Source organism: Delftia sp. WSY_7, from assembly GCF_043104845.1.
Classification (GTDB): domain Bacteria; phylum Pseudomonadota; class Gammaproteobacteria; order Burkholderiales; family Burkholderiaceae_C; genus Comamonas; species Comamonas tsuruhatensis.
This window is the reverse complement of the sequence record NZ_JBICLB010000044.1, coordinates 74,825-86,959: the sequence shown is the minus strand read 5'-3', so window position 1 is coordinate 86,959 and position 12,135 is coordinate 74,825. Positions and strand designations below refer to the sequence as shown.

The 12,135-nt window shown below is 66.3% G+C and carries 13 protein-coding genes; 8 read left to right on the top strand and 5 right to left on the bottom strand.

Annotated features, from left to right (window positions below):
- Nucleotides 1–57 precede the first annotated feature (57 nt).
- The 6 genes from ACF8ME_RS23985 to ACF8ME_RS23960 all read left to right on the top strand — a co-directional run bounded on the left by ACF8ME_RS23985 (nucleotide 58) and on the right by ACF8ME_RS23960 (nucleotide 6,255).
- Nucleotides 58–1,017: a tripartite tricarboxylate transporter substrate binding protein gene (locus ACF8ME_RS23985; protein WP_313283989.1), complete on the top strand. Its 960-nt coding sequence runs from the start codon at nucleotides 58–60 to the stop codon at nucleotides 1,015–1,017.
- A 105-nt stretch (nucleotides 1,018–1,122) separates the two neighbouring features.
- A complete protein-coding gene (locus ACF8ME_RS23980; protein ID WP_313283988.1) occupies nucleotides 1,123–2,112 on the top strand; it encodes a 2-hydroxyacid dehydrogenase in 990 nt (329 codons plus the stop codon).
- Nucleotides 2,113–2,157: 45 nt separating this feature from the next.
- A complete protein-coding gene (locus ACF8ME_RS23975; RefSeq protein ID WP_016452156.1) occupies nucleotides 2,158–3,495 on the top strand; it encodes an enolase C-terminal domain-like protein in 1,338 nt (445 codons plus the stop codon).
- 36 nt (nucleotides 3,496–3,531) lie between these two features.
- Nucleotides 3,532–4,980: an aldehyde dehydrogenase family protein gene (locus ACF8ME_RS23970; protein ID WP_016448686.1), complete on the top strand. Its 1,449-nt coding sequence runs from the start codon at nucleotides 3,532–3,534 to the stop codon at nucleotides 4,978–4,980.
- Between the two features lie 226 nt (nucleotides 4,981–5,206).
- Entirely contained in the window at nucleotides 5,207–5,980 is a 774-nt protein-coding gene (locus tag ACF8ME_RS23965) for a hypothetical protein (RefSeq protein ID WP_392418457.1), read from the top strand.
- Nucleotides 5,980–6,255, top strand: coding sequence for a hypothetical protein (locus tag ACF8ME_RS23960; protein ID WP_157760026.1), 276 nt, complete (start codon nucleotides 5,980–5,982; stop codon nucleotides 6,253–6,255). Before ACF8ME_RS23965 ends, ACF8ME_RS23960 begins: the two co-directional genes overlap by 1 nt.
- A gap of 442 nt (nucleotides 6,256–6,697) precedes the next feature.
- On the opposite strand, the gene ACF8ME_RS23955 is transcribed toward ACF8ME_RS23960, so the two are convergent.
- From ACF8ME_RS23955 to ACF8ME_RS23945, 3 genes are all read right to left on the bottom strand, one after another.
- A complete protein-coding gene (locus ACF8ME_RS23955) occupies nucleotides 6,698–7,012 on the bottom strand; it encodes a hypothetical protein (protein WP_272206603.1) in 315 nt (104 codons plus the stop codon).
- An 886-nt stretch (nucleotides 7,013–7,898) separates the two neighbouring features.
- Nucleotides 7,899–8,591 (bottom strand): LrgB family protein, encoded by a 693-nt coding sequence (locus ACF8ME_RS23950; protein WP_061287476.1) that lies wholly within the window; start codon nucleotides 8,589–8,591, stop codon nucleotides 7,899–7,901.
- A 5-nt stretch (nucleotides 8,592–8,596) separates the two neighbouring features.
- Nucleotides 8,597–9,070 carry a CidA/LrgA family protein gene (locus tag ACF8ME_RS23945; protein ID WP_034368601.1) on the bottom strand — a complete coding sequence of 158 codons (474 nt, stop codon included), beginning with the start codon at nucleotides 9,068–9,070 and terminating at the stop codon, nucleotides 8,597–8,599.
- A 76-nt stretch (nucleotides 9,071–9,146) separates the two neighbouring features.
- Between ACF8ME_RS23945 and ACF8ME_RS23940 the strand changes: the two genes are divergently transcribed.
- Nucleotides 9,147–10,055, top strand: coding sequence for a LysR family transcriptional regulator (locus ACF8ME_RS23940; RefSeq protein WP_046240704.1), 909 nt, complete (start codon nucleotides 9,147–9,149; stop codon nucleotides 10,053–10,055).
- A gap of 4 nt (nucleotides 10,056–10,059) precedes the next feature.
- Entirely contained in the window at nucleotides 10,060–10,695 is a 636-nt protein-coding gene (locus ACF8ME_RS23935; RefSeq protein ID WP_012202181.1) for a pseudouridine synthase, read from the top strand.
- Here the strand turns inward: ACF8ME_RS23935 and ACF8ME_RS23930 are convergent.
- Together ACF8ME_RS23930 and ACF8ME_RS23925 are read right to left on the bottom strand one after the other, a co-directional pair.
- Nucleotides 10,692–11,714 carry a hypothetical protein gene (locus ACF8ME_RS23930; RefSeq protein ID WP_392418455.1) on the bottom strand — a complete coding sequence of 341 codons (1,023 nt, stop codon included), beginning with the start codon at nucleotides 11,712–11,714 and terminating at the stop codon, nucleotides 10,692–10,694. The two genes, ACF8ME_RS23935 and ACF8ME_RS23930, sit on opposite strands and share 4 nt — an antisense overlap.
- A 2-nt stretch (nucleotides 11,715–11,716) precedes the next feature.
- A complete protein-coding gene (locus ACF8ME_RS23925; RefSeq protein WP_013800120.1) occupies nucleotides 11,717–12,073 on the bottom strand; it encodes a zinc ribbon domain-containing protein YjdM in 357 nt (118 codons plus the stop codon).
- Nucleotides 12,074–12,135 lie beyond the last annotated feature (62 nt).

Sequence of the window (12,135 nt, the reverse complement as noted above, 5' to 3'; positions counted from 1 at the left end):
CCACAAGACCGGGCGCAGGGGCCAGTCCGGCCCTTGCGCCCCCCAGGAGACAAGAACATGAAAAAGATTCTGATCGCGCTGGGTGCCGCACTGGCCCTCACGGCGCAGGCGGCCGGCAGCTTCCCGGACAAGGCCGTCAACATCATCGTGCCCTTCCCGGCTGGCGGCTCCACCGACACCGTGGCCCGCGCCATGGCCCTGAGCATGGGCGAGCAGCTGGGCAAGCCCTTCGTGGTGGAAAACCGCCCCGGCGCCACGGGCACCATCGGCGCAGGCGCCGTCAAGCGCGCACCGGCCGATGGCTACACGCTGCTGGTGGCCTCGCTGGGCCCCTTCGTGGTCACGCCGCACCTGGTCAAGAACGTGCCCTATGACGCAGGCAAGGACTTCGACTACATCACCATCCCCGTGCAGGCGCCCAACGTGCTCGTGGCCAGCCCCGCGCAGAAGGCCCGCACCGTGGCCGAGGTCATCGCCGCGCTCAAGGCCAACCCCGGCAAGATCAGTTTCGCGAGCTCGGGCAACGGCTCCTCGGACCATCTGTCGGCCGAGCTGTTCTGGCAGCAAAGCGGCACCGAAGGCATGCACGTTCCCTACAAGGGCGGCGCCCCGGCCATCACCGACCTGATCGGCGGCCAGGTGGACTTCTCGTTCCAGAACGTCAACGCTGTGCTGCCCCATCTGCGCAGCGGCAAGCTGCATGCGATCGCCGTGACCGGCAGCCAGCGCTCGCCCGTGCTGCCCGATGTGCCCACGCTGGCAGAGGTCGGTGTCAAGGGTGCCGAGGTCTACTCCTGGCAAGGCCTGGCCGCACCCAAGGGCCTGCCCGCCGATGTGAAGGCCAAGCTGGCCAAGGCCGCCATCGCCTCCGTGCAGCAGCCCGACATCCGCAAGCGCTTCGTGGAGCAGGGCCTGGAGATCGTGGGCAACACGCCCGAGGAATTCACGCGCTACCAGGCCCAGGAGTCGGAGCGCTGGAAGCAACTGATCCAGACCCGAAAAATCACCGCTGATTGAGCTGGAAACAACGGGCCGGCCCCAGGGCCGTTCCCGCTGGCCTGCGCACCGCAGGCCCTTTTCACCGGGGCTTGCAGCCCCTGCAAGTTCCAAGGATTCCAAGGCATGGCGACCTCCCGTCCACGCGTTCTCCAGTTCGGCAAGATGCCGCTGCCCCAGCTCGATGCCGAGCTGGCCCAGGCCTATGAGGTGACGCTGCTGTCCGAGCAGCCCGACCGCGAGCGCTTTCTCGCCGAGCACGGCGCGCAGTTCGAATACCTGGTCACCTCGGCCGCCATGGGCGTGCCCGCGAGCGTGGTGCAGGCCCTGCCCCAGCTGCGCTTCGTGAGCAGCTTCGGCGTGGGCTTTGACGCGCTGGACCGCGAGTCCCTGCTGCGCCAGGGAGCCCGCGTGGGCTACACGCCCGGCGTGCTCGACGACTGCGTGGCCGACATGGCCTTTGCCCTGCTGCTGGACGCCGCGCGTGGCCTGAGCGAGTCCGACCGCTTCGTGCGCCGGGGCGACTGGAGGCAGGGCCGCTTCGGCATCCGCACGCGCGCCAGCGGCAAGCGCCTGGGCATCTTCGGCATGGGCCGCATCGGCTCCACCGTGGCGCGCCGCGCGGCCGGCTTCGACATGGAGGTGGCCTATCACAACCGCCGCCCGGTCGAGGGATCGCCCCACCTCTACCAGCCCTCGCTGCTGGAACTGGCGCGCTGGGCCGACTTCCTCGTCATCACGGCCGCAGGCGGCGACGGCACGCAGCACCTGGTCAACGCCGAGGTGCTGGACGCTCTGGGCCCGCAGGGCTTTCTGGTCAACGTGGCGCGCGGCAGCGTGGTCGACGAGGCCGCCCTGGTCCAGGCCCTGCAGCAGGGCCGCATCGCGGGCGCGGGCCTGGATGTGTTCGAGGACGAGCCCCGCCCCCATGCCGAGCTGCTGTCGCAGGACAACGTGGTGCTTGCGCCCCACATCGCCAGCGGCACGCATGAAACCCGCCGCGCCATGGCCGACCTCGTGCTGAGCAACCTGGCGCAGTTCATCGCCACGGGCCGGCCCGAGGCCGAAGTGCCCTGGTCGGCCGCGCAGCAGCCGGCCACCGCCGCCACCGCATAGCCCTTTTTTTCCCAGAGACCGATCCAAACGATCCAAGAGCACGCCATGTCCTCCACCCCGACCATCACCGAGATCGAAGTCATTCCCGTCGCCGGCCGCGACGGCATGCTCATGAACCTCAGCGGCGCGCATGCGCCCTACTTCACGCGCAACATCGTGCTCATCCACGACAGCGCGGGCCACACCGGTGTGGGCGAAGTGCCTGGCGGCGAAGGCATACGCCAGGCGCTGGAGGACAGCAAGGCGCTGCTCATCGGCCAGTCCGTGGGCAACCACCTCAAGCTGCTGCAAAACGTGCAGCAGGCCCTGGCCGGCCGCGACACGGGCGGGCGCGGCCTGCAGACCTTCGATCTGCGCATTGCCGTGCATGCCGTCACCGCCGTGGAATCGGCCCTGCTGGACCTGCTGGGCCAGCACCTGGGCGTGCCCGTGGCAGCCCTGCTGGGCGAAGGCCAGCAGCGCGACCGCGTGGAGATGCTGGGCTACCTGTTCTTCACCGGCCCCACCGACAGGACCGACCTGCCCTACGTCAGGCCCGGCGAAGACCAAAGCGGCAGCGACGACTGGACGCAGGTGCGCCACATGACCGCCATGGACCCGGCCGCCATCGTGCGCCAGGCCGAGGCGGCGCACGCGCGCTACGGCTTCAACGACTTCAAGCTCAAGGGCGGCGTGCTGGCAGGCGAGCAGGAGGTGGAGGCCGTCACCGCGCTGGCCAGGCGCTTCCCGCAGGCGCGCGTCACGCTGGACCCCAACGGCGGCTGGCTGCTCAAGGACGCCATCCGCCTCATGCGCGACATGCACGGCGTGCTCGCCTATGCCGAAGACCCCTGCGGCGCCGAGAACGGCTTCTCGGGCCGCGAAGTCATGGCCGAATTCCGCCGCGCCACCGGCCTGCCCACGGCCACCAACATGATCGCCACCGACTGGCGCCAGATGGTGCATGCGCTGTCGCTGCAGTCCGTGGACATCCCGCTGGCCGACCCGCATTTCTGGACCATGGCCGGCTCCGTGCGCGTGGGCCAGACCTGCCGCGACTGGGGCCTGACCTGGGGCTCGCACTCCAACAACCACTTCGACATCTCGCTGGCCATGTTCACCCACGTGGCCGCCGCCGTGCCCGGCAAGGTCACGGCCATCGACACGCACTGGATCTGGCAGGACGGCCAGTACCTCACCCAGAACCCGCTGCAGATCAAGGGCGGCTTCGTCGAAGTGCCCAAGACCCCGGGCCTGGGCGTCACCGTGGACCGCGCCGCGCTGCAGCGCGCCAACGCCCTGTACCTGGAGCACGGCCTGGGCGCCCGCAATGACGCCATGGCCATGCAGTACCTGATCCCGGGCTGGACCTTCGACAACAAGCGCCCCTGCATGGTCCGCTGACCCCTTCCTTCCGTTACCCCTTTCCCGGAGCACCTCATGTCCCGCTACGACAACCTCATCAACGGCCAATGGAAGGCCGCCGACGGCTACAGCGCCAACACCAACCCCAGCGACCTGTCCGATGTGATCGGCGAGTACGCCCAGGGCAATGCCGCCGATGTGGAAGCCGCCATCGCCGCGGCAGCCGCGGCCTTTCCCGCCTGGAGCACCTCGGGCATCCAGGCCCGCCACGACGCCCTGGACAGGATCGGCAACGAAATCCTGGCCCGCAAGGAAGAGCTGGGCGACCTGCTGGCGCGCGAGGAAGGCAAGACCCGCCCCGAAGCCATTGGCGAAGTCGGCCGCGCAGGCCAGATCTTCAAGTTCTTCGCGGGTGAATGCCTGCGCCTGGCCGGCGAAACCCTGCCCTCCGTGCGCCCCGGCATCGGCGTGGAAATCACGCGCGAGCCCGTCGGCGTGGTGGGCCTGATCACGCCGTGGAACTTCCCCATCGCCATTCCCGCCTGGAAGATCGCCCCGGCCCTGGCCTTCGGCAACTGCGTGGTCCTGAAGCCTGCCGACCTCGTGCCCGGCAGCGCCTGGGCGCTGGCCGACATCATTCACCGCTCGGGCATTCCGGCCGGTGTCTTCAACCTCGTCATGGGCCCGGGCCGCGTCATCGGTGATGCCCTGGTGCGCCACAGCGACGTGGCCGCCATCAGCTTCACCGGCTCCGTCGGCGTGGGCCGCGGCATTGCCCGCGCCTGCGTGGAAAGCGGCAAGAAGGTGCAGCTGGAGATGGGCGGCAAGAACCCGCAGATCGTGCTGGACGACGCCGACCTCACCCAGGCCGTGGAGCTGTCCGCGCAAAGCGGCTTCTACTCCACGGGCCAGCGCTGCACGGCATCGAGCCGCCTCATCGTCACCGACAGGATCTACCCCGCCTTCATCGAGGCCCTGCAGGCCCGCATGGCCAGGATCAAGGTGGGCGACGCCCGCGCCGCAGGCACCGACATGGGCCCCGTGGTCAGCCAGGCCCAGCTGGAGCAGGACCTGAGCTACGTGGAAATCGCCAAGGCCGAAGGCGCCGTGCTGGCTGCCGGCGGCGCTGCCGCCGCCTGCCACACCGGCAGCGGCAACCAGGGCTACTACATGGCGCCCACCCTGTTCGTGGACACCCAGGCCGCCATGCGCATCAACCGCGAGGAAGTCTTCGGCCCCGTGGCCAGCGTCATCCGCGTCAAGGACTACGAGGAAGCCCTGGCCGTGGCCAACGACACCCCCTTCGGCCTGGCCGCAGGCATTGCCACCACCAGCCTCAAGCACGCCACCCACTTCAAGCGCCACAGCCAGGCCGGCATGGTCATGGTCAACCTGCCCACGGCCGGCGTGGACTACCACGTGCCCTTCGGCGGCCGCAAGGGCAGCAGCTACGGCCCGCGCGAACAGGGCCGCTATGCGCAGGAGTTCTATACGACGGTGAAGACCGCCTACACGCTGGCCTGAGGCAGGCCCCAAAGCAGCCGCCAGGACCTGGCGACTGCTTTCATCCCTGACGCCATCCGCAACAAAACGATGCGGATGGCGTTTTTTCATTCGTCGTTGCGCCCACAGTCAAATCCCGTGCGCGAAAGTGCAAACCGCCCCTTCAATTGCACCAGGGCCTTGCATAGCATCTTCCTCAACGTGAGAGCCGGCTTCAGCCGGCCGGCGTCCATACCGGAGGGAGACCATGGCAACAACTGCAAGAATTTCCGGCCCCGTGGGGCGGGCGGCAATGAATCATCCCAAAGACGTGTTCACTGTCCAGCAATTGCTCAACGGACATATGCAGCGCGATCCCTGCCGCAAACTGCTGCGCGAGGACGGCAGATGGTCCAGGGCACTGGAGCGCTCGATCGCCACCTTTCAGCAACTGTCCGGCTCGCCCGTCATGACCCAGGGCCGGATTGCACCAGCGACCCGCATGTTCGAACTGCTGGCCCAGCCGCCAGCAATCTTTGGCTACGAACGGCGCATGGCGCAATTCATGGGGCCGGAGCCGATGATCGAGGAGCCTACGATCGAGGTGTTCATCTTTGATGGAAGGTTTATCAGCTCAGGGTCCCAATGGGGGCATGCTGCGATTGATATCGATGGAAAGATATACAGTCGTGCGCCGACAAAATATGCAGTTCTGGATCGAGAAGAGTATATTTATGAAAATATACATAGAGTTAAAAGAGATATCATCGGCCTAGTGATACGCCTGTCCAATGAAGAGAAATCAATTGTCAAGAAGGAGCTTGACAAAAGGGTAAAGGAGAATAAACCCTACAGCATCACAGCCAACAGCTGCTCCACCAATGTTGCTGAGATTCTTGAGATGATAGGCATTCTCTCCCACGATCCTCGGTTCAAGAACAATCCTTCATCCGGCCATCTAACCTCTCCCAAGGAACTACTGCTTGCAGTTTCCAAATCTGGGCGTGTAATTAGAAAAGTGAACTATTCAAAGGCAAATTGATGAAAAAAATTACTCGATTCATGGGCCCTATTTTCGCCGCCACATTGGTTGCTTGCAGCTATGAACCAACAGGTCGATGGGAGGCTACAGACACGGTAAATATTTATTCAAACAACGATCACCCACTCGTAATCGCCTTTGTTGTGGAAAAAGGAGAAATATGTGCTATCAGCGAAGACATCATCATAAGAAAGGATCTTGGATATGCACAGGTCTCCTGCGAAAAGGGCCGTGGATGGGATAAATCCGGCCGGTTCAAGAAGATCAGCGACTGAATCTCATGGCCTGCATTATTTTCCATATGACTTATGTCCAGTAGGGTTTCAGTGGCGTGAAGACACCCTAATGAAAACTCCTCGCTTTTCGATCATTTTTGGTTGGTGTGCCGTAATATTCGCCTGGACTTGCTGGGTTCTGGCCTACATACAATCTAGCTGGTGGTGGCTGGTAGTTTCGTTGATTCCATATCTGATCTACCAAACATTCCTAAACAAGGATGGACAGGCCGGTGGCGAATAAGGGGACTGCCGCTGGTTTCCTTGAACCGTAAACCGTATCCCATGATAGGAATTCTCTGGGTCATCAAAAGTCTCAGTGAATCACGGTCTGTGCACACACCCATGCAGACTACATACATCTAGATTCACAAAGCTTAGAAGTGATTTACCGAAACCCGGGGCGCAATGCCCCGGCAGGCCTGTCACAAGAAAGCCTGAATCAGCGCTGGAACGCCGCCGCAGCAGCCGCTATCCGCCGCAGATACGCCGGGTCTTCCTGCAGGCAATGCACGTAGTTGACCTCGTCCTCCACCAGTTCCTCCATCCGCTGCGCAGCCCCGCAAATGGCCTGCAGCGCATTGGCCACCACCTCCAGATTGCGGTAGCCCTCGGGCCGCTCCAGCCAGGCCAGCGCCAGTTGGCCCAGCGAATACACCTCGCTGCTGCCCTGCAGCGTCAGCCGGCCGATCTCGGTCACGGCATGGCTCAACTGCTGCGGCGTGGGCTGGGTCAGGGTTGTGGAAGCGGTACTCATGGCGCAACCCTTCCCACGGCAGATGCGCCAGAGTGAGGCGCTTGGGTGGCAGAGGGGAATGCAAAAGAAGAAATGCCGTGCATGGTTTCGTACTCCTTCGTGAGAACAAAAACCACCGGCCCGTGTTCTTACGCACAGACAGGTGGACGGGATGTTAAGAACACGAACGAAGCCGTGCGGACGCCCTTGCGGGTAGCCCCATCCCGTCCGTAACCGCAGGAACGCAGGCTTGCGCCCACGCTCCGGAAATCAGACGTGACAAGGCCTCCTTGACGGCGAGGCCGCACCGCTTCGTTTTGGGTGTTCTTACGCACCGGCCCCGGAACAGGGGGCTGCCGCGATGATAGAGGCTTTCAAGAGGGCAAGCGCCCCAGCACTCCAGGCCGAGCGCAGCGAAGGCCCGCGCCCACTCCCCGTATGTCCGCGCCTGCGCCGTGGCGGTTGCGGGGTTGCAGTCCTGCCGAAGGACAGGACTGCTTCGTCACCTGACTCGCCGTGATTGTTTGAACGTAGCTCGCAGCGCGAAGTGAGTTTCACGGCGAACCCCGCAACCGCCACGGCGCAGGTGGCCCCGCAGCGCAGCGAAGGGGTCGCGGACATTCGGGCGCTTTTCTTTGCTCACTTTCTTGTAGCGAGACAAGAAAGTGAGTCGGCCGCCGGGCCGAGACCCGGCCTCGAAAAACAACCACCCGGCAGGGGCAAAAGATTGCACCTAAGCCAAAAGCAAACAAGGTGGGCGGGAGTCAAGACCATGTGCCAGGCATGCGGACGCCCTCACGGGCAGCCCCATCCCGCCCCAAACCCAAAGACAGCCAGGCCCCCAAAAGCCCCAGCCATCAAACCCCGGTCAAGGATGGCAGCTCCCGCATCACTTCAGCAAATCACTTCAGAAAAACAGCACCCTCACCCAAGGCGCCACCACCACATTCAACGCCCCCGCAATCATCATCACCAACGAAGCAACCACCGCCTGCACATCCCCAAACTGCCGCGCCTTCGCCACCCCGCTGCCATGCGCGGCACCACCCAGAATGGCGCCCGCAGCCAGCTTGCTGCGCACGTGCGGCAGCAGCCGCAGGATGGTCTCGCCCATGAGCATGCCGCTGACGCCCGTGAGCAGCACGAACAGCGCGGCCAGGTCGGTGGGCCCGCCCAGCACGCGCTCGGCCTCGATGGCGAAGGGGGTGGTCACCGAGCGCACGGCCAGGCCCTTTTGCAGGTCCACGGGCAGTCCGAAGGCCTGTGCGAACCAGATGGTGGTGGCAATGGACACGCCACTGGCCACGAGCACGCCGGTGGCGATCGACATCCAGTGCTTGCGCAGCAAGTGGCGGTTTTCGTGCAGGGGCAGCGCAAAGGCCACCGTGGTGGGGCCCAGCAGCCAGACCAGCCAGTGCGTCTGGGCGATGTACTGCGGGTAGCGCACATGGGTCAGCAGCGCCAGCGCGATCAGCACCATGGGCGTGGCGACGATGGGCATGAGCAGCGGATGCGGATGGCGGCGGTACACGCGCTTGTTGGCCGCATAGCAGGCCAGCGTGGCCAGCAGCGACAGCAGGCCTATCGTCTGGTCGGACATGGCGTTCATTCCTGCTCCCTGTGCAGCCCGGCGCGCGTGGAGCGGCGCCGGGCCAGCCACAGCTCCAGCCGGTAGACGCGGTCCACGGCCAGCGCCGTGGCGGCCATCACGCAGGCCGTGCTGGCCACGATGACGCCCAGGATGCGCAGGCCCTGGTGCTGGATCAGCTCGGTGTATTCGGTGACGACCAGCATGGCGGGCACGAAGAACAGCAGCATCTCGGCCAGCAGCCAGTTGGTGCCGCCCTGCAGCCAGCGCGCCTTGACCAGCCCGCTGAACAGGCCCGTGGCCAGCAGGGCGAAGCCGATCAGCCCGGCCGGCATGCCCCAGCCGAAATGGGCGCGCACGGCCTCCATGGCCACCCACAGCGCACTGAGCAGCCCCACCTGCAGCACGCCGCGCAGCAGCGGCCAGCAGCGGTGCAGCAGGCCCTGAAACACCTGCGGCCTCAGGACGGGCATGGCGGAAATCTTTGACATGGGGAAATCCTAGGGTTTGCACTCAGATTCGTAAAATGAATAATCTCCATTTTTCCCATGCACAAAAGGAATCCTCATGGACCTGCGCGCGCTGCGCTACTTTGTCGAGGTGGTGCGCTGCAACAGCTTCACGCGTGCGGCCGAGGCGCTGCATGTGACCCAGCCCACCATCAGCAAGATGGTGCGGGCGCTGGAGGAGGAGCTGGGCGGCCCGCTGCTGCTGCGCGAGGGGCGCGGTGTGCAACTGACCGACGCAGGCCAGGTGGTCCATGCGCGCGGCCTGCAGGTGCTGGAGCAGTCACGCCAGCTGCTGCAGGAGGTGGCCGAGGTGGACGGCATTGCGCGCGGCAGCCTGAGCGTGGGCATCATGCCCACGGCCGGGCACTACATGGCGCCCGTGATCGCGCGCTTTCAGCAACTGCATCCGGGCGTGGAACTGCATGTGCAGGAGCAGGGCGCACGCGCCCAGCGCCAGCTGCTGCTGGACGGCAAGCTGGACATGGCGCTGGGCCTGCACGGCGCGGGCGAGGCGAGTGGTGACCTGGCCGGAGAGGGCCTGGAGTACTGCACCATCGCCCACCAGAAGACACGCGTGGCCTTTGCCGCGCACGAGGTGCCCGACCCGGACGCACCCGTGCACTGGAGCGAGCTGGCCCGGCGGCCCTTTGTGTTCTACACCTCGGACTTCGCCCTGCACCAGGCCGTGCTGGAACATTGCGCGGCGGCAGGCTTCAGCCCACAGGTGCGGCTGCAGACGCGCTACTGGGACTTCATCGGCGACCTGGTGGCAGAAGGCGTGGGCGTGGCCGTGATGTTCGAGCACGTGATCGCGCGGTTCGACCCCCGGCGCGTGTCCAGCCGCCCGCTGGTGGGGCCTGAACTGCACTGGGACGTGGTGCAGCTGTGGCGCAGCGGCTATCTGTCACGCGCGGCGAGGGCCTGGCTGGAGTGCGTGCGTGCGGTCTATCCCGACGACAATCGCTGAGTCCATGCAACCCAGAAAACGCCCTCCCTCGCGCTCCTTTGCGGGCCCATCCCGGCGCCTGCAGACCGCCTTCGCCGACCGGCCCGACACCGGCCCCTCACGCCTGCTGTGCTTCAACAAGCCCTACGGCGTACTCAGCCAGTTCACCCCCGAGGGCCGCTGGCGTGGCCTCAAGGAATACATCGACGTGCCGGGCGTGCATGCGGCAGGCCGTCTCGACGCCGACAGCGAAGGACTGCTGCTGCTGACCAATGACGGCCCGCTGCAGGCGCGCATCGCCGATCCGCGCTTCAAGATGGAGAAGACCTACTGGGTACAGGTCGAGGGACTGCCCGACGAGGCCGCGCTGCAGGCCCTGCGCCAGGGCGTGCAGCTCAACGACGGTATGACGCTGCCCGCGCAGGCGCGCCGGCTGGAGCCGCCGCCCGTGCTGTGGCAGCGCGACCCGCCCATCCGCGTGCGCCAGAACATTCCCGACTGCTGGATCGAGCTGGTCATCCGCGAAGGCCGCAACCGCCAGGTGCGCCGCATGACGGCGGCCATTGGCCACCCCACGCTGCGGCTGGTGCGCGCGGCCATCGGGCCCTACACGCTGGACGGCCTGGAGCCCGGCCAGTGGAAGGATGTGGAGCCCGCCTAGGGTTCCGGATTGTCGGTAGGTGCCACAGCCTTCCAGCGCTGCAGGCCGAGCCACGGATGAAAGCGCCGCGCCTCGCCCACCTCCACGCGCTCGACGCTGCCGGCCAGCAGCGGCCACAGGCGCTGCAATTGCGCCGAGCGCTGCTGCGTGCAGCGCCGCGCGCGGGCCAGCAGCTCGCTGCCCTGGCCCAGCAGGCGCGACAGCTCGCGCAGGCGCGGCGGCGGCAGGCATTGGGCGCTGGCCAGCATCAGCCAGGACGGTGCCTGGCCCGCCTGGGCGGGGCCGCTGGCGGCGAACTGCTCCAGCAAAGCGACATGGGCGCTGAGCAGGGGCGCGGGCGGTTTCTCGGCCAGCATGACCTCCAGCAGAGTGCCCTCGATGCGCCAGCGGGCGGGCACCACGGCATGCTCGACCGAGTTGCCGAAGCGCGTGGACTGGCGATGACTGACGGCGCGGCTGCCCTGCTCCAGCAAGGGCTGCAGCAGTTCGGCCAGGGCCTGCTCGCGCTGCGCCGTGGGCGCTTCGGCCAGCGTGATGCGCAGCGGCACGGCCTCGTAGCCGCGCAGCTGGTCGCGCCAGGCCATCCAGCCCGCCGTATCGGGGCCGCCCAGCAGCAGGGCGAGGAAGGCGCCCAGGCCGGCCAGGGCCGATCCGGTCCACCATGACACCTGCACAGGCTGCCGCCCGGCGATCAGCCAGCCCGTCAACCAGACCAGCGCCCCGGCGCAGGTGGCTGCCAGCAGGCCCATGCCGAAGGCGAGGAAGGGCGCGCCGTCGAGCCGGTCGGGCAGCAGCACCAGCATGGCCACGCAGGCCGCGCCGGCGCACAGCGCAACGGCCCACCAGCCCGCCACGGGCAGGGTGCGCGCGGTGCGCTCTGTGTGGCCTATGCGCCCCGCCACCGCAAGCAGCATGAGGGCCACCACTGCGCCAGCGGTCAGCGCAATGAACAGGGGCGCAAACACCCACAGCGCCAGCAGCCCGAGGACCGCCGATACCGCAAGCGACAGCGCCAGCATGCTCAGGCCTTCTTGAGGAACTCCGACTTGAGCAGCATGGAGCCCAGTTCGGTCTTGCAGTCCACGTTGTGGCCGTCGGCGCCATCGACCAGGCGGATGCCCTTGATCTTGCTGCCCTTCTTGAGCACGGTGGACGAGCCCTTGACCTTGAGGTCCTTGACCAGGATCACGGCATCGCCGTCGGCCAGCGCATTGCCGTTGGCGTCGCGCACGATGCCGTCGCCAGCGGCGGCTTCGCCGGACTCTTCTTCGGCCTGCATGGGCCATTCGAAGGCGCAGTCGGGGCAGATGTAGCTGGTGGCGTCGGGATAGGTGTTTTCAAGGCCGCACTGGGGGCAGGCGGGAGTGGTCTGGGGCATGGGATGGACAGATTCGGTGAAGACAAAGAGGCGCGGCGGGCGCGCCGTACCTGGCGATTGTC

What these genes read in the sequence shown, in the direction of transcription:
- ACF8ME_RS23985 (WP_313283989.1), top strand. Translation starts at nt 58, where the DNA reads ATGAAAAAGATTCTGATCGCGCTGGGTGCCGCACTGGCCCTCACGGCG.
- ACF8ME_RS23970 (WP_016448686.1), top strand. Translation starts at nt 3,532, where the DNA reads ATGTCCCGCTACGACAACCTCATCAACGGCCAATGGAAGGCCGCCGAC.
- ACF8ME_RS23950 (WP_061287476.1), bottom strand. Translation starts at nt 8,591, where the DNA reads ATGTCCGACCAGACGATAGGCCTGCTGTCGCTGCTGGCCACGCTGGCC.
- ACF8ME_RS23940 (WP_046240704.1), top strand. Translation starts at nt 9,147, where the DNA reads ATGGACCTGCGCGCGCTGCGCTACTTTGTCGAGGTGGTGCGCTGCAAC.
- ACF8ME_RS23925 (WP_013800120.1), bottom strand. Translation starts at nt 12,073, where the DNA reads ATGCCCCAGACCACTCCCGCCTGCCCCCAGTGCGGCCTTGAAAACACC.
- ACF8ME_RS23945 (WP_034368601.1), bottom strand. Translation starts at nt 9,070, where the DNA reads ATGTCAAAGATTTCCGCCATGCCCGTCCTGAGGCCGCAGGTGTTTCAG.
- ACF8ME_RS23935 (WP_012202181.1), top strand. Translation starts at nt 10,060, where the DNA reads ATGCAACCCAGAAAACGCCCTCCCTCGCGCTCCTTTGCGGGCCCATCC.
- ACF8ME_RS23980 (WP_313283988.1), top strand. Translation starts at nt 1,123, where the DNA reads ATGGCGACCTCCCGTCCACGCGTTCTCCAGTTCGGCAAGATGCCGCTG.
- ACF8ME_RS23960 (WP_157760026.1), top strand. Translation starts at nt 5,980, where the DNA reads ATGAAAAAAATTACTCGATTCATGGGCCCTATTTTCGCCGCCACATTG.
- ACF8ME_RS23965 (WP_392418457.1), top strand. Translation starts at nt 5,207, where the DNA reads ATGGCAACAACTGCAAGAATTTCCGGCCCCGTGGGGCGGGCGGCAATG.
- ACF8ME_RS23955 (WP_272206603.1), bottom strand. Translation starts at nt 7,012, where the DNA reads ATGAGTACCGCTTCCACAACCCTGACCCAGCCCACGCCGCAGCAGTTG.
- ACF8ME_RS23975 (WP_016452156.1), top strand. Translation starts at nt 2,158, where the DNA reads ATGTCCTCCACCCCGACCATCACCGAGATCGAAGTCATTCCCGTCGCC.
- ACF8ME_RS23930 (WP_392418455.1), bottom strand. Translation starts at nt 11,714, where the DNA reads ATGCTGGCGCTGTCGCTTGCGGTATCGGCGGTCCTCGGGCTGCTGGCG.